Raw genomic sequence first — 20,890 nt, 5'->3', positions numbered from 1 at the left:
CCTTGGCGACGGGTCAGTGCTCGATGCCCTCCTGGAGCCGCTGGCCCCGCAGCAGGAACCAGGCGGCCGCGGCGGTGGCCAGCAGGACGGCCGCGCCGACGCCGGCGGCGAGCCGCAGGCCGTCGACGAAGGCCTCCTGGGCGGCGCCGACCATGTGGGCGGCGGTGTCGGGGTCCAGCGTCCTGGCGGCCTCCACGGCCCCTCCGAGGGACTCGTGGGCGGCGTCGGCAACCGGTCCGGTGACCGAGGCCGGAGCGGTGAAGCCCTGGTAGACGCCGGTGACGATGGAGCCGAGCAGGGCGATGCCGAGGGCGGCGCCGAGCTCGTACGCGGTTTCGGAGACGGCGGAGGCCGAACCGGCCTGCTCCTTGGGCACGCTGGAGAGGATCACGTCGGCGGTGACGGTGAAGGAGAAGCCGGCGCCGAGGCCGACGACGAGCAGGGCCGCGCCGAGCAGCGGGTAGCCGCTCTCCTTGTGGATGACGGTCAGGACGGCGAGGGCCAGGCCGATGGCGGCGAGACCGCCGGTGACGACGGAGCGCACGGAGTACCGGCGGGCGTACCGGCCCGCGACCAGGCCGGTGGCCACCGCGCCGACGGCCGCGGGCAGCTCCGCCAGGCCGGCCTCGAGCGGGCCGCGCCCCTGGACGAGCTGGAGGAACTGGGACAGGAAGAAGACCAGTCCCGAGAGGCCGAAGACGGTGAGCAGGTCGGCGAGGACCGCGCCGGAGAAGCCGCGGTGGCGGAAGAGCCGCATGTCGAGCAGGGGGGACGGCAGGGTGAACTGGCGGCGGACGAAGGCGTACAGCGCGCCCGCGCCGAGGAGCGCGGCGACCGCGGTCTCCCAGTTCACTCCGTGCGTGGCGGCTTCCTTGACGGCGTAGACCACGGCGATGACGCCGACGAGGGACAGGGCGACGCTGAGCAGGTCCCAGGGGCCCGCGACCGGGTTCTTCGACTCGGGCAGGAGCTTGCTGCCGACGAGGACCAGGGCGAGCATGACGGGGAGGTTGATGAGGAAGACCGACCCCCACCAGAAGTGCTGGAGCAGGGCTCCGCCGACGACCGGGCCGACGGCCGCGCCGGCCGAGGCGGTCGCGCCCCAGATGCCGATGGCGAGGCTGCGCTCCTTGGGGTCGGTGAAGATGTTGCGGATCAGCGCGAGCGTGGACGGCATCAGGGTGGCTCCGGCCACGCCGAGCAGGGCGCGGGCGACGATCATCATCTCGGGGCTGGTCGCGTAGGCGTTCAGGACCGAGACGGCGCCGAAGGCGGTGGCGCCGACGAGGAGCAGCTTCTTGCGGCCGATCCGGTCGCCGAGGGAGCCCATGGAGACCAGGAGTCCGGCGATCACGAAGGAGTAGATGTCGCCGATCCACAGCAACTGACTGCCGGACGGCTTGAGGTCTTCGCTGAGGGAGGGCGTGGCGAGGCCGAGGACCGTGGCGTCGACCGCGACGAGCAGCACGGCCAGGACGAGCACGGAGAGTGCGAGCCAGCGTCCGCGGGCCTTCTCCTCCACCCCCTTCTGACGTATCAGCTGTTCGGTACGGCTCATTTCTCCACACTCCGTCGGGCGCCACCGAGCAGCAGCTCGATGATCAAGTATTGGAAGTCCTTTGCGGCGACCCGGCCGTCCATGACAGCCCAGGCGCAGCTGCCGATGAGGCCGTAGAGGGCCTCGGTGAGCCATGCGGGGCTCAGGTCGATCCGGATGTCGCCCTCTTCCTGGCCGCGCCGGAAGAGGGCGGTGACGCGGGCGTCGAGCCGGGCCCAGCCCTCGTTGACCTCGTCGCCCTCGAAGAGCTGGTTCTCGGTGACGAGGAAGGCGAGCAGCTGGGCGTTCGGCTCGGCCTCGGCGACGAGCCGCCGGAGCGCCTCGACCGCGGTGCCCTCACCGAGGCGGGCGTTGTCGAACGCCACCTCGAACTCCCGGATGCCGAGGTCTTCGAGGGCGCGTACGAGGGCGTCGCGCCCGGCGAAGTGCCGGTGGAGGGTCGCGCGCCCGATTCCGGCGGCGCGGGCGACCTCGTCCATCGTGGCGGTCGATTTGCGGGAGAGCAGGGCGGCGGCGGCGCGGAGCACCTGGTCACGATCCATGGCCATGAGACAAGCCTACACCGATTGAGACACCACTGTCTCACCGTGAACGAAAACCGCCTGCTCGCGGGCGGCCGAAAGGAGATCCTGCCCGGATGAAACCACTCCTGCTGATCGACGTCGACGGACCGCTGAACCCCTACGGTGCCCGGGCGAGCGCCGACCCGCGGGCTACTCCACCCATCGGATGCGGCCGACGGGCTGGACCCGGGAGGAGCGCGCGAAGCCCCTGCGGGTCTGGCTGAACCACGGCCACGGCGCCGAGCTCCTCGCGCTCGCGGACGCGTACGACCTGGTGTGGGCGACCACCTGGAAGGACGAGGCGAACGACTGGATAGGCCCGCACCTGGGCCTGCCCCGGCTCCCGTTCATCGACTGGCCGGTGATGCACGGCCGGGCTCCGCGCGGCACCTTCTGGAAGACCCAGTACGTCCTGGAGTACGCGGGCGAGCGCCCCTTCGCCTGGATCGACGACGACATCACCTCGCTGGACCGCGAGTACGTCGACCAGCGCCACCCGGCTCGCACCCTGCTGCTGCACGTCGACGAGCGGGTCGGCCTGGTCGGTGCGGACTTCGCCGCTCTGGCTGCTTGGGCCGCGTGACGCGGAGCGGCGGGCGGCCGGGCGGGCGGGGTTTTTGATCATGGTCCGGGCGCCACTTAGCATGCACATGACCTCGCCCGTACCGTCGAAAGCGACCCATGCGCCCCCAGCGGATCCTCGCCGCCACCGCCGCCCTCGGATGCCTCGCCACGCTCGCCGCCTGCAAGGAGGGCGGGCAGCCGGGCACACCTGCCGCGTCCTCGGCCGCGGCCGCGGACACCGGCCCGCTCGCCGAGGCCCAGCGGTACCTGCGGCAGTTCGCCGACTGCGACGAGCTGAGTGACAGTCCCGAAGACCCCCGGATGCCCGCGGGCGACTTCCCCAAGGCCGGACAGTGGTCGGTGAAGGAGCTGGGCGTCTGCAGCGACAAGGCCCGGCAGGGCGAGATCGCCATCGCCGTGCCCGGGGACATGAAGCAGGTCCAGGACGGCTACAAGAAGTACGTCCTGGACAGGATCGGCAGCGGTGACGGCGCGTACGGGCTGGAGAGCCGGGTCCTCATCGGCAAGGGCTTCGTCGCGTTCCCGACGAGCACCAAGACCGCTCTCGCGCTGGTCCGCTCCGACCTGCGGGTCCTGACGTGCAACCCGACCGCTCCCGTCCCCGAGGGCTACAAGCGGGAGAAGGCACTGGTCGAACACTGCAACCTCAGCGACTTCGTCGGCTCCGAGGACGGCTCGGGCAGCCCGAACCTCGCCGCCCCGCAGGATCCGGCGGGCGCGGTCGCGGGCACCGACGCGGGTGGGAAGGCCGGCCAGCCGGCGACGGGCAGTCTCGGGCTCCCGCGCGCCGACAGCATGGCCGAGCTGCGCAAGCTCGTGGGCAACAGCCTCGACTGCGCGAAGCACTTCTCCACCGACCCGGCCGCCGTCGCGACCGAGTCGATCGACTACGCGCCGGTGGTGACGGGCAACGGCCCGGAGTGGGGGGTGACGGGCCGAGCCGTGTGCGGGCAGCCCGCCGGGGCGCAGCGCGCCCGCGACCTCAGCTGGCTCGACACCGTCGGGAACATGAAGCTGCTGCAGACGAAGGCGAAGGCGGCGCAGCTGGCCGACTACAAGGACGACGGCAAGCTGAAGCAGACCGCGAGCCGGCTCCTCGTCGGGGAGAACATCGCCGTGGAGACCAACAGCCCGTCGTCCCGGCACGGCCTCTACCAGTTGCAGTTCCTGTACCTGAACTGCATCCCCGGCTTCTCCGCCCCGTCGGGCTACCGACTGGAGAAGTCACAGGTCGAGGGCTGTGTCCTCACCAACTACGAGCCGGACCACCCGCTCGGCTGAGCCGCGGGCGGACGCGCCGGAGGGGCGGCCGGAGCACGGTGCTCCGGCCGCCCCTCCGGGTATTCCGCCGCGTGCGGACGTACAGGCCCGGACCCGGGTCGGCGGGCGTGCGGGCCGCAGGGCGGCGGGAGCAGGGGGACCGGCTACTGCTTGTGGACGGCCCAGGCGTGCTGGATGACCAGGTCGGCCTTCAGCTCGGTGAGCTGGACCGCGACCGCCGACGGGGCGGTGCCGCCGCGGCCGCTGCGGGAGGCCAGCGCGCCCTTGACGTTCAGGACGGTGCGGACCTCCGGGGTCAGGTGCTCGGAGATCTTCGCGAACTGCTCGTCCGTGAGCTCGTCCAGCTCGATGCCGAGCCCCTCGCACTCCTTGACACACTCGCCGGCCACCTCGTGCGCCACCCGGAACGGGACGCCCTGCTTGACCAGCCACTCCGCGATGTCGGTGGCGAGCGAGAAGCCGGCCGGGGCGAGCTCCTCCATCCGCTCCCGGTTGACGGTGAGCGTGGCCATCATGCCGGTGAAGGCCGGCAGCAGGACTTCGAGGGTGTCGCAGGAGTCGAAGACCGGCTCCTTGTCCTCCTGGAGGTCCCGGTTGTAGGCCAGGGGCAGCGCCTTGAGGGTGGCGAGCAGGCCCGTCAGGTTGCCGATGAGCCGGCCGGACTTGCCGCGCGCCAGCTCCGCGATGTCCGGGTTCTTCTTCTGCGGCATGATCGAGGAGCCGGTGGAGAAGGCGTCGTGCAGCGTCACGAAGGAGAACTCCTTCGTGTTCCAGATGATGACCTCCTCCGCGATCCGGGACAGGTTGATGCCGATCATCGCGGTGACGAAGGCGAATTCGGCGACGAAGTCCCGCGAGGCCGTGCCGTCGATCGAGTTCCCGGCCGAGCCCCGCTCGAAGCCCAGCTCCGCGGCGACCGCCTCCGGGTCCAGGCCCAGCGAGGAGCCGGCCAGCGCGCCGGAGCCGTACGGCGAGACCGCCGTCCGCGTGTCCCACTGCCGCAGCCGCTCCGCGTCCCGGGACAGGGCCTGCACGTGGGCCAGTACGTGGTGGGCGAAGAGCACCGGCTGGGCGTGCTGGAGGTGGGTGCGGCCGGGCATCGCCACGTCGGAGTGGCTCTCCGCGAGACCGATCAGCGCGTCCTGGAGGTCGGCGATCAGGCCGCCGATGATCCGGGCGTGGTCGCGCAGGTACATCCGGAAGAGGGTGGCCACCTGGTCGTTGCGGGACCGGCCGGCCCGCAGTTTCCCGCCGAGGTCGGGGCCGAGCCGCTCGAGCAGGCCCCGCTCCAGTGCGGTGTGCACGTCCTCGTCGGCGATGGTTCCGGTGAAGGAGCCGTCGGCGACGTCGGCCTCCAGCCGGTCCAGGCCGGCGATCATGCGGTCGAGTTCGTCGGCGGTGAGCAGGCCTGCCGTGTGCAGGACGCGGGCGTGGGCGCGCGAGCCGGCGATGTCGTACGGCGCGAGGCGCCAGTCGAAGTGGACCGACGCGGACAGCTTCGCGAGGGCCTCGGCGGGGCCGTCGGCGAAGCGGCCGCCCCAGAGCCGGACATCACCAGCGTTGTTGCTGCTCACAGCTACTGCTCCTCAAGACTGCATGGTGGATGGAGAACGGCCTCCCCGCCGCGGAGGTAACGGGGAGGCCGTCTTCGTGCCGGTCGGCGGCCGGGGGCCGGGGGCCGGGTCGTGCTCGGCCGCGATCTCCGGTGACGGGGCGAAGATGCCGATGCCGTCCAGCACCCCCAACGACTGGCATAACTATGCACTGCTCCGTATGTTTCGTCAATCGAGGGGTGGGCGGCGAGGGACCGGCCCCCGCGGATATGTCGGGCCGGCTGCCACGCCGCCGCCTACGATCGGGCCGGAAGGCCCTGGGGGAGGGGTGGTGGCAGATGAACCGCAGAGGAACCGGCACGGGACCCGGCACCGACGCCGCGATGGGGCGCACCCTCGCGGAGGAGCTGATGCAGGGGTGCGCGGCCGCGGTGCCACCGCCCGGCGCGGGGCCGGACGTCTGGCTCGCCTTCGCCGCGGAGGTCCGCGCGCGGGGCCGCGGCGGGCGGCCGTTCCCGGTGCCGGCTCCCCCGGCGCTACGGCTGTGCCACCCGCGCGGCCGGGTCCGCGCGGCGGCTCTGGCCGAGCCGGACGCCCCCGTGCAGTTGGTCGCCGTCCTGACCGCGGACGCGGCGGCGCCCGTACGGGAGCGGGCCCGCGCGGTCCTGGAGCGGGCGCTCACCGCCCGCCCGGAGGCCGTCCTGCGGGACCTGACCCCGCTCGCGCTGCGGATCGGGCGACGCTCCTGCGGCGGGTGGATCGTGCAGCGGTTCGAGGAGGTGCTGCGTCGGCAGGCTGCGGCCGCGCCGCCGTGGTGGCACCTGCCCGGTCCGGCCGCGCCGCCCCCCGCCGGGACGGCGGGCATCCTGGCCGGTCTGCTGGACAGCGGCGACCGGCAGGCCCGGCAGTTCGCCGTCCGGCTCGCGCTCACCGGGCCCGGACCGGCCGACGCCCTGGAGTGCGCCCGCCGGGCCGCCGCCGAGACCGACCCGGCGGCGGCCGGGCTGTGGACCGACGCCGCCCTCGCCCGGGCGGACGACCGGGTGATCGACACGCTGACCGGCGCTCGGCTCCCGGCCGTGCGCGCCGCCGGGGTCACCGCCCTGCGCCGGGCCGGCCGGGCCGGCGAGGGCGTGTCGCACCTTGCCGACCGCTCCGGGTCCGTGCGCGCGTGCGCCCGCCGGCTGGTCGGCCAGGACGGCGGCGACGCCCACGGGCACTACCGCTGGCTGGTCCGTGATCCCGCCGGGCCGTCCCCGTACGCGGTGGCCGGGCTGGCCGAGTGCGGCCGCGGCGAGGACACCGCTCTGCTGCGGGAGCTGGTGGCGCACCCCGCCGGACCGGTCCGGGCCGCCGCGCTGGCGGGGCTGCGTCGCCGGGACGCCGCCGTGGAGGACTCCGTCCTGCTCGCGCTGCTGGACGACCCGGCGCCGTCGGTGGCCCGCGAGGCGAGCATGGGCCTGCTGCCGGCGGCCCACCGGCTCGACCCCGCACACCTCACCGAACGGCTGGACCGGCGCCGACCGCTGCACGTCCGGCGGGCCGCGTTCCGCCTGCTGCGCGCCCGGGGCGGCATTCACGCGCTACGGGCCTCCGTCGCGCTGATCGACGACTGGCATCCGCGGACGCGCACGACGGCGCGGGCCGCGGTGCGCGCCTGCCCGTGGCATCCGGGCCGGTTCGCCGGAGAGGCGGACCGGGCGGAGCTGACGGCCCTGCTGAAGCGGTCCGCGAAGCTCTTCGGCGACTACGAACTGAGCGTGCGCCGCACCAGGTTGGGGCTCGCGGGCCGATAATCGGTCCATGGGAAAGCTCTACGAACGCATAGACGGCAGACTGCGCACGTTCATCGAGGAGCAGCCTGTCTTCTTCACCGCGACCGCCCCGCTCTCGGGTGACGGCCACGTCAACCTGTCCCCCAAGGGCCGCGCCGGCACCCTCGTCGTCGTCGACGACCAGCAACTGGCCTACCTGGACTTCGGCGGCAGCGGCGCCGAGACCATCGCCCACGTCCGCGAGAACGGCCGGATCACCCTCATGTGGTGCGCCTTCAGCGGCCCCCCGAAGATCGTGCGCATCCACGGCGAGGGGGAGGCGGTCTTCCGCGACGACCCGCGCTGGCCCGAGCTGATCGGCCTGTTCGGCGCGGCCGACGGGCCGGGCGCCCGGGCGGTCATCGTGGTGCGCGCCCGCCGGATCGCCGAGGTGTGCGGGTACGCCGTCCCCTTCATGGACTACCAGGGCGAGCGCACCCTCCATTCGGAGCACCTCGCCCGCAAGACGGACGAGGAGTTCGCCGCGTACTGCGAGAAGAAGGACCACATCGCGACGAGTCTCGACGGCCTGCCTGCGCTGCCCCTGCCCCTTCCTGCACGTACCGTCTGACATGTGCTGCGTACCGCTCTCGTCACCGGCTCACTGATCGTCAGCGCCCTGCTCCCGCAGGGCACCGCGCCGTCGCCGGCGCCCCTGCCCGCCCGTCTCGCCGACACCGGCGGCGGCAGTCAGCTGATCACCGCCGTCGCGCCCGGGCCCGGATCCACGACCGGCCGGGTGACGTGGTGGGACCGGTGGGCGGGGCGCTGGTACGAGGTCGGGAGCGCGCCCGCCCGCTTCGGAGCGGGCGGCCTCACCGAGGGCGCGACCCGCGTCCAGGGCACCAGCACCACCCCGACGGGCCTGTACGAACTGCCGTACGCCTTCGGGATCCGGCGGGCGCCCGCCGGGACGGAGTACGTCTACCGGCGGGTGACCGCGGACTCCTGGTGGTGCCAGGACAACGCGTCGGCCGCGTACAACCGCTGGGTGGAGCCGCTGCCCGCGGACTGCGCACCGGGCGAGGCCGAGCACCTCGTCACCTACGACCGGCAGTACGCGCACGCGCTGCTGATCGCCTTCAACTACGACCGGCCCGTGCGCGGCCGGGGTGCGGGGATCTTCCTGCACGTCAACGGCAAGGGTGCGACCGCCGGTTGCGTGTCGGTGCCGGAGAGGGCCATGCGGGCGATCCTGCGCTGGGCGGACCCGGACCGGCGCCCGCACATCGCGATCGGCACGCAGGACGGGCCGCTCGCCGTCACCCGCTACTAGGGCGTCCGGCGACCCCGCCCGGGCCGTCCTCACGGTCGTCCTCGTCGCGGGCGCGGTACTCGTAGGCGTCCTCCCACCAGACCTTGTCGTCCAGCCACTCGTCTTCGTCGTCGGCCCCGTCGTCGGCCTCGCCGGCGGCGACCGCGTCGGCGCCGCGCCATGTGTGGCGGTCGTTGATGCTGCGCAGCACCCGCACGCGCTGCTCCTCGTCCAGCGCCGCGAAGGCCGGGTGCGGCCGGGAGCGCACCAGGTCGCCCAGCGGGTCGCCGCACTCCGTGCGCGCCCGGACGGCCCCGACCGCCTTCTCGACCGGCAGCAGCGCCATCAGGCCGAGGCCGGCCACCACGGCGCAGGCCCATTCCCCCGGCCCCTGCGGGCGGCCGGTCACCAGAAGCGCGCTCGCGAGGACCCAGAAGAACATCACCAGGACGATGCCCACGCAGCTGCAGCAGGCCAGGAACTGGTTGCCCTCGCCGTCGGGCATGCGCGGGAGGTCGGGCAGCCGGGCGTCGCCTTCGCTCAAGTACGCGCTGCGGCGCCGCAGGTAGTCCTCGTCGCCCCGGTCGATCCAGCCGATCGAGACGGGCTCGGGATCGTGCCGGCGTACGGCGTCCAGCAGGGCGGCGGGCACGGGGTGGGCGGGGGCCCGGGCGGGGTCGCGGCCCTGCCCGGTCAGGAACGCGGCACCTTCGTCGTCGATCCGCAGGTACCCGGCCAGGACCAGTTCGGCGGCGGCAGCCTCGGTCGCCTCGTTGCGCCGCAGGGCCGCGTGGTACGGCTCCGGCTCGACGGCGGCGACGAGCCGGAGCGTCCGCCTGCGGACCCGCGCGCGACGCCACCACAGCAGGGCGACGGGTCCGTAGACGGCGGCCGTCACGGCGGACACCAGGACGGCGAGGGCGAGTTGGCGCACGCCCCGAGGCTATGTCGGCCAACGCCGCTGTGGCAGCGGGATTTTCGGCGCCCCGGGTCGGCCCCCTCAGCCCTCCTTCTGAGCCAGCCGCAGGAGGTGGTCGGCGAGCGCCTGCCCGCCCGCCGGGTCCCGGCTGATCAGCATCAGGGTGTCGTCCCCGGCGATCGTGCCGAGGATCTCGCGGAGTTCGGCCTGGTCGATGGCCGACGCGAGGAACTGCGCGGCGCCCGGCGGGGTGCGCAGGACCACGAGGTTGGCGGAGGCTTCCGCCGAGATCAGCAGCTCCCCGGAGAGGCGCCGCATGCGCTCCTCCTTGGCGGACTCCCCCAGCGGGGCCTGCGGGGTGCGGAAGCCGCCCTCGCTGGGCACCGCGTAGATCAGCTCGCCCCCCGTGTTGCGGATCTTCACCGCGCCCAGCTCGTCGAGGTCGCGGGAGAGCGTCGCCTGCGTGACGCTCAGCCCGTCGTCGGCGAGCAGCTTCGCCAGCTGGCTCTGGGAGCGGACCGGCTGCCGGTTGAGGATGTCCACGATCCGGCGGTGCCGCGCGGTGCGGGTCTGCGGGACGGCCTGCCCGCCGTGCTCGTTGTCCTGCGCCTGGCTCATCGTCGTCTCATTCTCCGGATCCGTCCCCGCCTGCTGCGTCAAGGATGCCGGGCAGGGCCCGGACGAACGCGTCCGCCTCGGCCTCGGTGAGGACGTACGGGGGCATGAGCCGTACGACGTCGGGGGCGGGCGCGTTGACCAGGAAGCCGGCGTCCTGGGCCGCGCGCTGCACCTTCGGCGCGAGCGGCTCGGTGAGCACGATACCCAGGAGCAGTCCGGCCCCCCTGACGTGGGACACCAGTGGGTGGCCGGTGGACTCGATCCCCGAGCGCAGCCGCTCCCCCCGCGCCTTGACCCGGTCGAGGAGGTCGTCCGCGGCAATGGTGTCGATCACGGCGAGGCCGGCGGCGCAGGCGACCGGGTTCCCGCCGAAGGTGGTGCCGTGCTGGCCGGGCCGCAGCAGGTCGGCGGCGGGCCCGAAGGCGACCACTGCGCCGATCGGCAGGCCGCCGCCCAGTCCCTTGGCCAGGGTGACGATGTCGGGTTCCACGCCTTCGTGGGCCTGGTGTTCGAACCACTGGCCGCAGCGGCCGATGCCGGTCTGCACCTCGTCGAGGACCAGCAGGGTGCCGGTGGCCCGGGTGATCTCGCGGGCGGCCGTCAGGTACCCGGCGGGCGGCACGACGACGCCGTTCTCGCCCTGGATCGGCTCGATGACGACGAGCGCGGTCTCCTCGGTGACAGCGGCCCGCAGGGCGTCGACGTCGCCGTACGGGACGTGGGTGACGTCGCCCGGGAGGGGCAGGAAGGGCTCCTGCTTCTTCGGCTGTCCGGTGAGTGCGAGGGCGCCCATGGTCCGGCCGTGGAAGCCGCCGTCGGTGGCGACCATGCGGGTCCGCCCCGTCAGCCGGCCGATCTTGAAGGCGGCTTCGATGCTCTCGGCCCCCGAGTTGCAGAAGAAGACCCTGCCGGGGCGGCCGAACAGCTGGAGCAGCCGCTCGCCGAGCGCGATGACGGGCTCCGAGGCGAAGAGGTTGGAGACGTGGCCGAGCGTGGAGATCTGCTCGGTCACGGCCGTCACGATCGCGGGGTGGGCGTGGCCGAGGGCGTTGACGGCGATGCCGCCGACGAAGTCGGTGTACTGCTTGCCGTCGGCGTCCCAGACCTGGGCGCCCTGCCCGCGCACGAGGGCGAGGGCGGGCGTGCCGTAGTTGTCGGTCAGTGCCTCCCGCCAGCGTGCGCCGTACTCCTGGTTGCCGGTGCCCTGCGTCATGCTGCTCCCCCTGGCTGTCGGTCGGGCACGACCATCGTGCCGATGCCGGAGTCGGTGAAGATCTCCAGCAGGATCGAGTGCGGGACCCGCCCGTCGAGGACGCGGGCGGTGCCGACGCCGCTCCGTACGGCGTGCAGGCAGCCCTCCATCTTGGGCACCATGCCGCTGGACAGCTCGGGCAGCAGCTTCTCCAGCTCGCCGACGGTGAGCCGGCTGATGACCTCGTCGCTGTGCGGCCAGTCGGCGTAGAGGCCCTCGACGTCGGTGAGGACCATCAGCGTCTCGGCGCCGAGGGAGGCCGCGAGGGCCGCGGCCGCCGTGTCGGCGTTGACGTTGTAGACGTGGTGGTCGTCGGCGCTGCGGGCGATGGAGGAGATGACGGGGATCCGACCGTCGGCCAGCAGCGCCTCGATGGCACCGGTGTCGACGTCGGTGATCTCCCCGACCCGGCCGATGTCGACGACCTCGCCGTCGATCTCCGGGCTGTGCTTGGTCGCGGTGATGGTGCGGGCGTCCTCGCCGGTCATGCCGACGGCGAGCGGCCCGTGCTGGTTGAGGAGCCCGACCAGCTCGCGCTGCACCTGGCCCGCCAGGACCATCCGTACGACGTCCATGGCTTCGGGGGTCGTCACGCGCAGGCCGGCCTTGAATTCGCTGACCAGGCCCTGCTTCACGAGCTGGGCGTTGATCTGCGGGCCGCCGCCGTGCACGACGACCGGCTTGAGGCCGGCCTGGTGCAGGAAGACGACGTCCTGGGCGAAGGCGGCCTTGAGGTCCTCGTCGATCATGGCGTTGCCGCCGAACTTGATGACGACCACCTTGCCGTTGTGGCGCCGGAGCCAGGGCAGGGCCTCGATGAGGATCTGCGCCTTGGGCAGGGCGGTGTGCTTGCGGGCGGTGCCGGGCCGGCCGGCGTTGTCGTCGCTCATGAGGAGTAGGCGCTGTTCTCGTGGACGTACTCTGCGGTCAGGTCATTGGCCCAGATGACGGCGGACTCGTCGCCGGTGGACAGGTCGGCGGTGATGCGGACCTCGCGGTCCTTCATGGAGACCAGGTCGCGGTCCTCTCCGACGGAGCCGTTCTTGCAGACCCACACCCCGTTGATGGCGACGTTCAGCCGGTCGGGGTCGAAGGCGGCCCCGGTGGTGCCGATCGCGGACAGCACGCGGCCCCAGTTGGGGTCCTCGCCGTGGATGGCGCACTTGAGGAGGTTGTTGCGGGCGATGGAGCGGCCGACCTCGACCGCGTCGTCCTCGGTGGCCGCGCCGACGACCTCGATGCGGATGTCCTTGCTGGCGCCCTCGGCGTCGCCGATCAGCTGGCGGGCCAGGTCGGCGCAGACCGTCCGCACGGCGTCGGCGAAGTCCTGGCGGGACGGGGTCAGGCCCGACGCGCCGGAGGCGAGCAGCAGCACCGTGTCGTTGGTGGACATGCAGCCGTCGGAGTCGACCCGGTCGAAGGTGGTGCGCGTGGCGGAGCGCAGCGCATCGTCGAGGGCGGCGCTGTCCACGTCGGCGTCGGTGGTGAGGACGACGAGCATGGTGGCGAGGCCCGGGGCGAGCATGCCCGCGCCCTTGGCCATGCCGCCGACGGTCCAGCCGGCCCGGGACACGGTGGCCGTCTTGTGAACGGTGTCGGTGGTCTTGATGGCGATGGCGGCGGCCTCGCCGCCGTCCTCGGACAGGGCCGCGGCGGCGGTCTCGATGCCGGGGAGCAGCTTGTCCATGGGGAGCAGGACGCCGATCAGGCCGGTGGAGGCGACGGCGACCTCGCCGGCGCTGTGCTCGCCGAGACCGAGCGCGCCGAGGGTGGCGGCGACCTTCTCGGCGGTGGCGTGGGTGTCCTGGAAGCCCTTCGGGCCGGTGCAGGCGTTGGCGCCGCCCGAGTTGAGGACCACGGCGCTGACGGTGCCGCCGCGCAGGACCTGCTCGGACCAGTGGACGGGTGCGGCCTTGACGCGGTTGGAGGTGAAGACGCCCGCGGCGGCGAGGCGCGGCCCGTTGTTGACCACGAGGGCCAGGTCGGGGTTGCCGTTGGCCTTGATCCCTGCGGCGATGCCCGCCGCCGTGAATCCCTGTGCGGCCGTAACGCTCACTGTGTCTCCTTGTTCGCTGCTGCGCGTGCGACGCTCACGGAGCGACTCCGATGGTCGAAAGCCCGAGCTGTTCGGGCAGCCCGAGGGCGATGTTCATGCTCTGCACGGCACCGCCTGCGGTGCCCTTGGTGAGGTTGTCGATGGCGCTGACGGCGATGATCCGGCGGGCGGACTCGTCGTGGACGACCTGGACGTGGACGGCGTTGGAGCCGTGCACGGACTTGGTGGACGGCATCCGGCCCTCGGGCAGCAGGTGCACGAAGGGCTCGTCGGCGTAGGCCTTCTCGTAGGCGGCGCGCAGCGACTCGGCGGTCGTGCCGGGCCGGGCCTTGGCCGAGCAGGTCGCGAGGATGCCGCGGGCCATGGGCACGAGGGTCGGCGTGAAGGAGACGCTGACGCGCTCGCCGGCGAGCGGGCTGAGGTTCTGGACCATCTCGGGCGTGTGCCGGTGGCCGCCGCCCACGCCGTACGGGGTCACGGTGCCCATGACCTCGGCGCCGAGCAGGTGCGGCTTGAGCGCCTTGCCGGCGCCGGAGGTGCCGGTGGCGGCGACGACCACTGCTTCGGGCTCGGCGAGCTGGGCCTGGTAGGCCGGATAGAGCGCGAGGGAGACGGCGGTGGGGAAGCAGCCGGGGACCGCGATCCGTGTGGCGCCTTCCAGTGCGGCGCGGCCGCCGGGCAGTTCGGGGAGCCCGTAGGGCCAGGTCCCGGCGTGCGGGGCGCCGTAGAAGGCGTCCCAGTCGGCCGGGTCCTTGAGGCGGTGGTCGGCGCCCATGTCGACGACGAGGACGTCGTCGCCGAGCCGGGCCGCGACGGCGGCGGACTGGCCGTGCGGCAGTGCGAGGAAGACGACGTCGTGGCCGGCGAGGGCCTCCGGGGTCGTCGCCTCCAGGGTGCGTCCGGCGAGCGGCACCAGGTGCGGCTGCAGGGAGCCCAGGAGCTGTCCGGCGTTGGAGTTGCCGGTCAGGGCGCCGATCTCCACCTCGGGGTGCGAGAGCAGCAGGCGCAGGACTTCTCCGCCCGCGTACCCGCTCGCTCCGGCCACCGCGACACGTACCACCATCGGACCCTCCTCATCGATGGCATGACTATACGTACGTCCGCACGTTTATGCAATGTTCCGGGTGGCGCGGGCGGGCCGCGCCGGGGCGCGGCGGCGGCGCAGCGCCGCTCGCCTCGCAAGGATGTCTAGCAGGAAAGGTCCGCCCCCGGCGCGCCTTGCGCGGGTACGGCTGGGGAGTGGGGTCCATGAGATGCCCCCGCCGGACCGTGCGGTGCCGTGGCGGCGGTCCCGTCGACGAGACGGCCGCACGCGGCCGGGGGAGCGCGCCGGGGTCAGGCCGGGGCCTGGAGGCAGAGCTGCCACTGACCGGACCGGCCCGTGAGGGTCAGCGTCGACAGCGGCCGTACGTCGACGCTCCAGTAGGTCAGCGGCGGCGCCTGCAGGGCGTAGACCAGGGCGGCGCGGACCACGGAGGGCTCCGCCACCGCCACGATGGCACCGCCGTCCTCGGCGGGGCGGGTGTCGAGCCAGCCGCCGATCCGGGAGATGAACGCGAGCAGTGACTCCCCTCCGTGCGGGGCCGACCGCGGGTCGCTCAGCCACTGGTCCACCGCCTCGGGCTCCTGGGCGGCCACCTCGGCGAGGGTCATCCCCCGCCAGCGGCCCATGTCGCACTCGCGCAGCGCCGGCTGGGCCAGGGGCGCGTACCCGAGGGCCTCGCCCGTGGCCCGGCTGCGCGGAGTCGGCGAGCAGTAGCGCAGCTCGGCCGCGCCCAGGGGCACGAGGCCGCGCGCAGCGGCCTCGACGGCCCGCCGGCCGACCCCGTCGAGGGGGCGGCCGTCGTCGAAGCGCTCGGCGAGCAGCAGGGAACTACGGGCTGCGGCGACCAGCGAAACCCGAACAGGCATGCGGCGATGGTGGGCCGCGCGCGGCGGCGGGTCAAGCGTCCGGAGCGGACGGCCCCGCCCCCGCCCGCCTCCGAGGGGCAGCCCGGCCGGTCAGGCCGGGTGCGCCCCGACGGCCGGCAGGACGCCGCCGATCCGCTGCACCGCCTCCACCAGTTCGGCGGGGCCGGAGACGCCGGCGAAGCTCAGGCGGACGTACGGGGCGGGCGGTTCGGCACAGAAGTAGGGGCGTCCCGGTGCCACCGCGACGCCGGAGCGCAGGGCCGTGGCGACGAAGGCGCTCTCGTCCCCGCCGGCCGGCCGCACCCACAGCTGGTAGCCGCCGCGCGGCAGGTGCGGCAGTGCGAAGGCAGGCAGTTCCCGGCGCAGCGCGGCCGCGAGCACGTCACGGCGGTGGCGCAGCTCGGCGGCCACGGTCCGCAGGTGGCGCGGCCACGCGGGGGCGCCGACCAGCTCCAGGGCCGCCTCCTGCAGCGGCCTGGGGACGAAGAAGCTGTCCACGACCTGGATCGCGCGCAGCCGGTCGCGTACGGGGCCGCGGGCCGCCAGCGCGCCCACCCGCAGACTGGGCGAGGTGGCCTTGGTGAGCGACCGGACGTGCACGACCACACCGTCGGCGTCCTCGGCCGCGAGCGTGGCGGGCAGCGGTCCGCTGTCCTCGTGCGCCAGCGCCCTGGCGTAGTCGTCCTCGACGACGAACGCTCCGGCCGCCCGGGCGATCCGCAGCACCTCGGCCCGCCGGCCGGGGGCCAGGACCGCGCCGGTCGGGTTCTGGAAGAGGGGCTGGCACACGAACACCCGGGCGCCGGTCGCCTCGAACGCCGCGGCGAGCAGTTCCGGCCGGACCCCCTCGGCGTCGACCGGGACGGGCACGGGACGGCATCCGGAGGCCCGGGCGATGGCCAGCAGGCCGGGGTAGGTCGGGGACTCCACGAGGATCGGTGCCCCCGGCGGGGCCAGTGCCCGCAGGGCGGTGGCCAGGGCGCTCTGCCCGCCCGCGGTCACCAGCACGTCGGCCGCTGCGACGGCGCCGCCGATCTCGCGGGCGAACCAGTCGCGCAGCTCGGGCAGGCCCTCGACGGGCGGGCGCCCCCAGGCGCCGGGCCGCCGTCCGGCCCGGGCCAGCGCCGCCGCCATGGCCCGCTCGGGCTGGAGGGACGGGTGCAGGTAGCCGCCGTTGAGTTCGATCACGCCGGGCGGCGGAGCGGCCAGCGAAGCCAGCACCCCGGAGGCGTCCACCGAGCGCGGGACGACGTCTCCGGCGCCTTCGGCGCTGAGGGCGACCTCCTGCCAGGAGGTGTCCCCGGCGGCGGGGAGCGCGGTGCGCGGTGCGGCGCGGAAGACGCCGGCGCCGGGCCGGGTGACGACCAGGCCCTCGGCCGCGAGCTGCGCAAGCGCCCGGGAGACGGTGACGGGGCTGACCCGGTAGCGCTCGACCAGAGCACGGCTCGACGGGAGCTTTCCACCCACCGAGTAGCGGTCGACCTCGACCCTCAGGGATTCGACCAGTTCCGCCACACTGCTACGCTCATACATGACAGCACAGAATAGCGCTACTCTCCCCGCCGCGATAGCGGTGAAGCATCCGCTGCTGCGCGGCACGGCTCTCGCGTCGCTCGGCGTCGTTGCCTTCTCGCTCACCTTCCCGGCCACCGCCTGGGGACTGGAGAGCTTCGGGCCGTGGTCGCTGGTGGCCCTGCGCAGCGTCCTGGCGGCCGCGATCGCCGGCGCCTTCCTGCTGGCCCGCCGGGTCAGGCCGCCGGCCCGCGAGCACTGGGCCGGTCTCGCCGTCGTCGCCGCAGGGGTGGTCGTCGGCTTCCCGCTGCTGACGACCCTGGCGCTGCAGACCTCCACCACCTCCCACGCCGCCGTCGTGGTGGGCCTCCTGCCGCTGACGACGGCCGCCCTGTCCGCGCTGCGCACCGGCACCCGGCCCCCGCGGGCGTTCTGGGCCGCGGCCGTGGGCGGCGCCCTGGTCGTGCTCGGCTTCACCCTCGCGCAGAGCGGCGGCGGCCTCTCCGCCGGCGACGGGTACCTGTTCGCCGCCCTGCTGGTCTGCGCCGCCGGATACACCGAGGGCGGGCGGCTCGCCCGCGTCCTGCCGGGCTGGCAGGTGATCGGCTGGGCCCTGGTGCTGTGCCTGCCGCTCACCGTGGCCGGCTCGGCGCTGGGGCTCGCGTACGAGCCGGTGCACCTCACCGGCCACGGACTGGCCGGACTGGTCTGGGCGGCGGCCGGCTCCACCTTCCTCGGCCTGTACGTCTGGTACCGGGGCATGGCGGAGATCGGAGCACCGCGGGCCAGCCAGCTCCAGCTCGCCCAGCCGCTGCTGACCCTGGTGTGGTCCGTGGCGCTCCTCGGGGAGCACCTCGCCCCAGCGGCACCGGCCGCGGCCTGCGCGGTCCTCGTCTGCATCGCAGTGACCCAACGGGTCAAACAGCCTCAGAACGACCTAAACTGCTAGCACCGGATCGGAGCGCCACCGAGGAGGTCAGACATGCGAGCTACCGAGGGCGACCAGCTGGTGCAGCACGGCAGGATCGTCGGGCAACCCGACAAGGTGGGCGAGATCACCCAGGTGCTCGGCGAGAACGGGACGCCCCCGTACCGGGTCCGCTTCCAGGACGGACACGAAGCGCTGATGGCTCCCGGACCCGACTGCGTGGTCCGCCACCCGGCGGAGCCCCGGCACTGACGTCACCGCGGGGGCACGGCCGAGCCGTAGTGGTCGGCCACCACACGCGCCATCGCGCCATTGGGGTCCGCGGACACCTGCTTCGCCGAGAAGTAGACGTGCCCGCGGACCTCGGGGTACCCGCGGGCGAAGCGCACATGCTTCGACAGCTCCGCCGGATCGCGCCAGGCCGCCGTGGGGCTGTCCGCCGCGCAGCGGTAGAGCCCCTCCCCCACGTACAGGCTCACGCGGGTGCCCGCGACGGTCTTCGCCCACCAGGGGACGAGCGCCGCGTAGTCGGCCGTGGGGTGGCCGATGTGCCAGTAGGCCTGCGGCACCACGTAGTCGATCCAGCCCTGCCCGACCCACTTGCGGGTGTCCGCGTACAGGTCGTCGTAAGCGGACAGGCCCCGGGTCTTCGAGCCGGCCGGGTCCCGGTCGGAGTTGCGCCAGATGCCGAAGGGGCTGATGCCGAACCTGACCGCGGGCCGCAGGGCGCGCAGCCGCTCGGACATCTCGCGGACGAGCGTGTCGGTGTTGTGGCGCCGCCAGGCCGCCCGTGAGGCGAATCCGGCGCCGTACTCCTCGTAGGCCGCGTCGTCGTCGAAGTACTCGCCCTCCACCGGGTACGGGTAGAAGTAGTCGTCCCAGTGGACCGCGTCCAGCCGGTAGCGGGTGACCGCGTCGAGCATGGCCTCCTGGACGAACCGGCGCACTTGCGGCACCCCGGGGTTGTAGTAGAGCCTCCCGCCGTACGCGACCGTCCAGCCGTCCTGCCGCGCCGGGTGCTCGGGCACCAGCCGGTCGAGGTCGGTGTGGTGGGCCACCCGGTACGGGTTGAACCAGGCGTGCAGCTCCAGCCCCCGGGCGTGCGCCTCCGCCACGGCGGTGCCCAGGGGGTCCCAGCCCGGATCGACCCCCTGCTCCCCCGTCAGCCACTGCGACCAGGGCTCGAAAGGGGACGGCCACAGGGCGTCGGCGGCCGGCCGGACCTGGAGGATCACGGCGTTGAGTCGGCGGCGCACGGCGGTGTCGAGGAGGTCGATCAGCTCCCGGCGCTGCGTCGCGGCGGACAGCCCGCTGCGCGAGGGCCAGTCCACGTTCGAGACGGTCGCGATCCACATGCCCCGGAACTCGGGGGTTCCGGCGCCCTGCCCGGGGAGCGGGCCGGAGATGCGCGGCCCGGCGAGCGCCGGTCCCCCCGTGGTGGCGGCGATCACCGCCGCCGCTCCCGCCAGAAGTGCCCGTCGACCGATGTGCGCCATGTGACGACTCCGTTTCGCTGAGTGACGATGCGAGGGTGTCCGCTCAGCATGCCCGCCCCGGCCCGCCGCGCCGTGCAAGGTCGGGAGTAACGTCGGGGGGCGTGGCGGGCGCCGGAATCGTACGGGGGACCCGCCGACGGATGAGCTGCGAAAGGCACGAAGTGACTGACCTCCCTTCCGACATCACACGGGTCGGCGTAGTGGGCTGTGGCCAGATGGGCGCGGGTATCGCCGAGGTGTGTGCCCGCAGCGGCCTTGAGGTCAAGGTTGCCGAGACCACCGGCGAAGCCCTGGAGATCGGCCGGACCCGGCTTCAGAACTCCCTGACCAAGGCCGCCGAACGCGGCAAGATCACCGAAGAGGAGCGGGACGCCACCCTGGCCCGCCTCACCTTCACCACCGACCTCGGCGAGTTCGCCGACCGGGACCTCGTCATCGAGGCGGTCGTCGAGAACGAGCAGGTCAAGACCGAGATCTTCCAGGTCCTCGACCAGGTGATCACCCGGCCGGACGCGATCCTCGCCTCCAACACCTCCTCGATCCCGCTGGTGAAGCTGGCGGTCGCGACCTCGCGGCCCGACCAGGTCATCGGCATCCACTTCTTCAACCCCGCCCCCGTGCAGAAGCTCGTCGAGCTGATCCCGGCGCTGACCACGGGCGAAGAGACGATCAAGCGCGCGGAAGCCCTGGTGCGGGACGTGCTCGGCAAGCACGCGGTCCGCGCCCAGGACCGTTCCGGCTTCGTCGTCAATGCCCTCCTCGTCCCCTACCTGCTGTCCGCGATCCGGATGTTCGAGTCGGGCATCGCGAGCCGCGAGGACATCGACAACGGCATGGAGCTGGGCTGCGCCCACCCCATGGGTCCGCTGAAGCTGTCCGACCTCATCGGCCTGGACACCATCGCCTCGATCGCCGACTCGATGTACGCCGAGTACAAGGAGCCGTTGTACGCCGCTCCCCCGCTGCTCCAGCGCATGGTCGACGCCGGCCGCCTGGGCCGCAAGACCGGCGCGGGCTTCTACCCGTACGGCTGACGCCCCGGGACGCGCTTCAGCGGCCGAGCCGCAGGTGGTGCAGCAGGAGAAGCCCGGCCGCCATGTTGGCGGCCGGGATCTCCCCGTCGGCGATCATGGCGGGGACGAGCTGGAGGGGGACCCACTCCCGGCGTGAGGACTCGAAGTCGTCCTCGGGATGGCCGGTCCAGGTGGCCCCGTCCGCCCAGTACAGGTGGTGGCGGGCGTCGGTCAGACCGTTGGACGGCTCCACGGTCATGAGGTGGTGGAGGGGGCCGGGTCGCCAGCCCGACTCCTCCTCCATCTCACGGGCGGCCGCTGCGGCGATGTCCTCGCCGTCCTCGACCACACCGGCGGGCAGTTCCCAGCCCCAGCTGTCGGTGATGAAGCGGTGCCGCCAGAGCAGCAGCACCTCATTGGCCTCATTGACGGCCGTGGCCGCGGCGACCGGGCGCAGCCGGATCACGAAGTGGTCCAGGTGCCGGCCGTCGGGAAGTTCCACATCGGCGAGATTCACATCGAACCAGCGGTTCTTGTACACCGTCTGCTCACTCAGGTTCATCCACTGCACGGCTG

The 20,890-nt window shown here is 73.5% G+C and carries 20 protein-coding genes and 1 pseudogene; 8 read left to right on the top strand and 13 right to left on the bottom strand.

The genetic code is table 11. The features are described from left to right. Positions 1–13: 13 nt before the first annotated feature. Both IF89_RS0121585 and IF89_RS0121580 read right to left on the bottom strand, forming a co-directional pair. Complete coding sequence (locus tag IF89_RS0121585) at positions 14–1,558, bottom strand: MFS transporter (protein ID WP_030770534.1); 1,545 nt, start codon at positions 1,556–1,558, stop codon at positions 14–16. Then, positions 1,555–2,106: a TetR/AcrR family transcriptional regulator gene (locus IF89_RS0121580; RefSeq protein ID WP_030770532.1), complete on the bottom strand. Its 552-nt coding sequence runs from the start codon at positions 2,104–2,106 to the stop codon at positions 1,555–1,557. The genes IF89_RS0121585 and IF89_RS0121580 overlap by 4 nt, the downstream gene beginning before the upstream one ends. Positions 2,107–2,195: 89 nt before the next feature. On the opposite strand from IF89_RS0121580, the pseudogene IF89_RS38150 reads away from it, so the two are divergent. Together IF89_RS38150 and IF89_RS0121570 are read left to right on the top strand one after the other, a co-directional pair. Continuing rightward, positions 2,196–2,704, top strand: a pseudogene (locus tag IF89_RS38150) (HAD domain-containing protein). 98 nt (positions 2,705–2,802) lie between these two features. Continuing rightward, positions 2,803–3,987: a hypothetical protein gene (locus IF89_RS0121570; RefSeq protein ID WP_030770529.1), complete on the top strand. Its 1,185-nt coding sequence runs from the start codon at positions 2,803–2,805 to the stop codon at positions 3,985–3,987. A gap of 143 nt (positions 3,988–4,130) precedes the next feature. Here IF89_RS0121570 and argH read toward each other — a convergent pair whose 3' ends face one another. Continuing rightward, on the bottom strand, positions 4,131–5,561 hold the full coding sequence (argH, locus tag IF89_RS0121565; RefSeq protein ID WP_030770526.1) for an argininosuccinate lyase: 1,431 nt from the start codon (positions 5,559–5,561) through the stop codon (positions 4,131–4,133). A gap of 317 nt (positions 5,562–5,878) precedes the next feature. On the opposite strand from argH, the gene IF89_RS0121560 reads away from it, so the two are divergent. The 3 genes from IF89_RS0121560 to IF89_RS0121550 are packed head-to-tail and all read left to right on the top strand — an operon-like array spanning position 5,879 to position 8,630. After that, positions 5,879–7,336, top strand: coding sequence for a hypothetical protein (locus tag IF89_RS0121560; RefSeq protein WP_051807379.1), 1,458 nt, complete (start codon positions 5,879–5,881; stop codon positions 7,334–7,336). Between the two features lie 7 nt (positions 7,337–7,343). Then, entirely contained in the window at positions 7,344–7,925 is a 582-nt protein-coding gene (locus IF89_RS0121555; protein ID WP_030770518.1) for a pyridoxamine 5'-phosphate oxidase family protein, read from the top strand. Positions 7,926–7,931: 6 nt separating this feature from the next. Next, on the top strand, positions 7,932–8,630 hold the full coding sequence (locus tag IF89_RS0121550) for a L,D-transpeptidase family protein (protein WP_030770516.1): 699 nt from the start codon (positions 7,932–7,934) through the stop codon (positions 8,628–8,630). Here the strand turns inward: IF89_RS0121550 and IF89_RS0121545 are convergent. From IF89_RS0121545 to IF89_RS0121510, 8 genes are all read right to left on the bottom strand, one after another. Next, entirely contained in the window at positions 8,617–9,543 is a 927-nt protein-coding gene (locus IF89_RS0121545; protein WP_030770513.1) for a hypothetical protein, read from the bottom strand. The genes IF89_RS0121550 and IF89_RS0121545 overlap by 14 nt on opposite strands. Before the next feature lie 66 nt (positions 9,544–9,609). Then, positions 9,610–10,146, bottom strand: a complete 537-nt coding sequence (locus IF89_RS0121540) for an arginine repressor (RefSeq protein WP_030027366.1) — start codon at positions 10,144–10,146, stop codon at positions 9,610–9,612. A 7-nt stretch (positions 10,147–10,153) separates the two neighbouring features. After that, entirely contained in the window at positions 10,154–11,359 is a 1,206-nt protein-coding gene (locus IF89_RS0121535) for an acetylornithine transaminase (RefSeq protein ID WP_030770509.1), read from the bottom strand. Continuing rightward, positions 11,356–12,288 carry an acetylglutamate kinase gene (argB, locus tag IF89_RS0121530; protein ID WP_030770506.1) on the bottom strand — a complete coding sequence of 311 codons (933 nt, stop codon included), beginning with the start codon at positions 12,286–12,288 and terminating at the stop codon, positions 11,356–11,358. Before argB ends, IF89_RS0121535 begins: the two co-directional genes overlap by 4 nt. After that, positions 12,285–13,454 (bottom strand): bifunctional glutamate N-acetyltransferase/amino-acid acetyltransferase ArgJ, encoded by a 1,170-nt coding sequence (argJ, locus tag IF89_RS0121525; RefSeq protein WP_030770504.1) that lies wholly within the window; start codon positions 13,452–13,454, stop codon positions 12,285–12,287. The genes argB and argJ overlap by 4 nt, the downstream gene beginning before the upstream one ends. A gap of 34 nt (positions 13,455–13,488) precedes the next feature. After that, the gene (gene argC / locus IF89_RS0121520) at positions 13,489–14,517 is read right to left on the bottom strand and encodes an N-acetyl-gamma-glutamyl-phosphate reductase (protein WP_030770502.1); all 1,029 of its coding nucleotides are present in this window, start codon (positions 14,515–14,517) and stop codon (positions 13,489–13,491) included. A gap of 272 nt (positions 14,518–14,789) precedes the next feature. Beyond that, positions 14,790–15,365 (bottom strand): histidine phosphatase family protein, encoded by a 576-nt coding sequence (locus IF89_RS0121515; protein ID WP_030770499.1) that lies wholly within the window; start codon positions 15,363–15,365, stop codon positions 14,790–14,792. Between the two features lie 90 nt (positions 15,366–15,455). Beyond that, a complete protein-coding gene (locus tag IF89_RS0121510) occupies positions 15,456–16,898 on the bottom strand; it encodes a PLP-dependent aminotransferase family protein (protein ID WP_051807377.1) in 1,443 nt (480 codons plus the stop codon). On the opposite strand from IF89_RS0121510, the gene IF89_RS0121505 reads away from it, so the two are divergent. Further along, positions 16,897–17,826 carry a DMT family transporter gene (locus IF89_RS0121505; RefSeq protein ID WP_030770493.1) on the top strand — a complete coding sequence of 310 codons (930 nt, stop codon included), beginning with the start codon at positions 16,897–16,899 and terminating at the stop codon, positions 17,824–17,826. The two genes, IF89_RS0121510 and IF89_RS0121505, sit on opposite strands and share 2 nt — an antisense overlap. Before the next feature lie 33 nt (positions 17,827–17,859). Continuing rightward, entirely contained in the window at positions 17,860–18,057 is a 198-nt protein-coding gene (locus tag IF89_RS0121500) for a DUF1918 domain-containing protein (protein ID WP_030656039.1), read from the top strand. A gap of 2 nt (positions 18,058–18,059) precedes the next feature. Here IF89_RS0121500 and IF89_RS0121495 read toward each other — a convergent pair whose 3' ends face one another. After that, complete coding sequence (locus tag IF89_RS0121495; RefSeq protein ID WP_030770487.1) at positions 18,060–19,301, bottom strand: glycoside hydrolase family 10 protein; 1,242 nt, start codon at positions 19,299–19,301, stop codon at positions 18,060–18,062. 140 nt (positions 19,302–19,441) lie between these two features. On the opposite strand from IF89_RS0121495, the gene IF89_RS0121490 reads away from it, so the two are divergent. Then, on the top strand, positions 19,442–20,335 hold the full coding sequence (locus tag IF89_RS0121490) for a 3-hydroxybutyryl-CoA dehydrogenase (RefSeq protein WP_046780433.1): 894 nt from the start codon (positions 19,442–19,444) through the stop codon (positions 20,333–20,335). A gap of 16 nt (positions 20,336–20,351) precedes the next feature. Here IF89_RS0121490 and IF89_RS0121485 read toward each other — a convergent pair whose 3' ends face one another. After that, positions 20,352–20,885: an NUDIX hydrolase gene (locus IF89_RS0121485; RefSeq protein ID WP_030770481.1), complete on the bottom strand. Its 534-nt coding sequence runs from the start codon at positions 20,883–20,885 to the stop codon at positions 20,352–20,354. Positions 20,886–20,890 lie beyond the last annotated feature (5 nt).

This window comes from Streptomyces sp. NRRL F-2664, assembly GCF_000719345.1.
Taxonomy (GTDB): domain Bacteria; phylum Actinomycetota; class Actinomycetes; order Streptomycetales; family Streptomycetaceae; genus Streptomyces.
The sequence above is the reverse complement of the archived record's forward strand: the minus strand, read 5'-3'. Positions and strand labels throughout refer to the sequence as shown.

What these genes read in the sequence shown, in the direction of transcription:
- IF89_RS0121585 (WP_030770534.1), bottom strand. Translation starts at nt 1,558, where the DNA reads ATGAGCCGTACCGAACAGCTGATACGTCAGAAGGGGGTGGAGGAGAAG.
- IF89_RS0121580 (WP_030770532.1), bottom strand. Translation starts at nt 2,106, where the DNA reads ATGGCCATGGATCGTGACCAGGTGCTCCGCGCCGCCGCCGCCCTGCTC.
- IF89_RS0121570 (WP_030770529.1), top strand. Translation starts at nt 2,803, where the DNA reads ATGCGCCCCCAGCGGATCCTCGCCGCCACCGCCGCCCTCGGATGCCTC.
- IF89_RS0121560 (WP_051807379.1), top strand. Translation starts at nt 5,879, where the DNA reads ATGAACCGCAGAGGAACCGGCACGGGACCCGGCACCGACGCCGCGATG.
- IF89_RS0121555 (WP_030770518.1), top strand. Translation starts at nt 7,344, where the DNA reads ATGGGAAAGCTCTACGAACGCATAGACGGCAGACTGCGCACGTTCATC.
- IF89_RS0121540 (WP_030027366.1), bottom strand. Translation starts at nt 10,146, where the DNA reads ATGAGCCAGGCGCAGGACAACGAGCACGGCGGGCAGGCCGTCCCGCAG.
- IF89_RS0121535 (WP_030770509.1), bottom strand. Translation starts at nt 11,359, where the DNA reads ATGACGCAGGGCACCGGCAACCAGGAGTACGGCGCACGCTGGCGGGAG.
- argB (WP_030770506.1), bottom strand. Translation starts at nt 12,288, where the DNA reads ATGAGCGACGACAACGCCGGCCGGCCCGGCACCGCCCGCAAGCACACC.
- argC (WP_030770502.1), bottom strand. Translation starts at nt 14,517, where the DNA reads ATGGTGGTACGTGTCGCGGTGGCCGGAGCGAGCGGGTACGCGGGCGGA.
- IF89_RS0121515 (WP_030770499.1), bottom strand. Translation starts at nt 15,365, where the DNA reads ATGCCTGTTCGGGTTTCGCTGGTCGCCGCAGCCCGTAGTTCCCTGCTG.
- IF89_RS0121505 (WP_030770493.1), top strand. Translation starts at nt 16,897, where the DNA reads ATGACAGCACAGAATAGCGCTACTCTCCCCGCCGCGATAGCGGTGAAG.
- IF89_RS0121510 (WP_051807377.1), bottom strand. Translation starts at nt 16,898, where the DNA reads ATGTATGAGCGTAGCAGTGTGGCGGAACTGGTCGAATCCCTGAGGGTC.
- IF89_RS0121500 (WP_030656039.1), top strand. Translation starts at nt 17,860, where the DNA reads ATGCGAGCTACCGAGGGCGACCAGCTGGTGCAGCACGGCAGGATCGTC.
- IF89_RS0121495 (WP_030770487.1), bottom strand. Translation starts at nt 19,301, where the DNA reads ATGGCGCACATCGGTCGACGGGCACTTCTGGCGGGAGCGGCGGCGGTG.
- IF89_RS0121490 (WP_046780433.1), top strand. Translation starts at nt 19,442, where the DNA reads ATGAGCTGCGAAAGGCACGAAGTGACTGACCTCCCTTCCGACATCACA.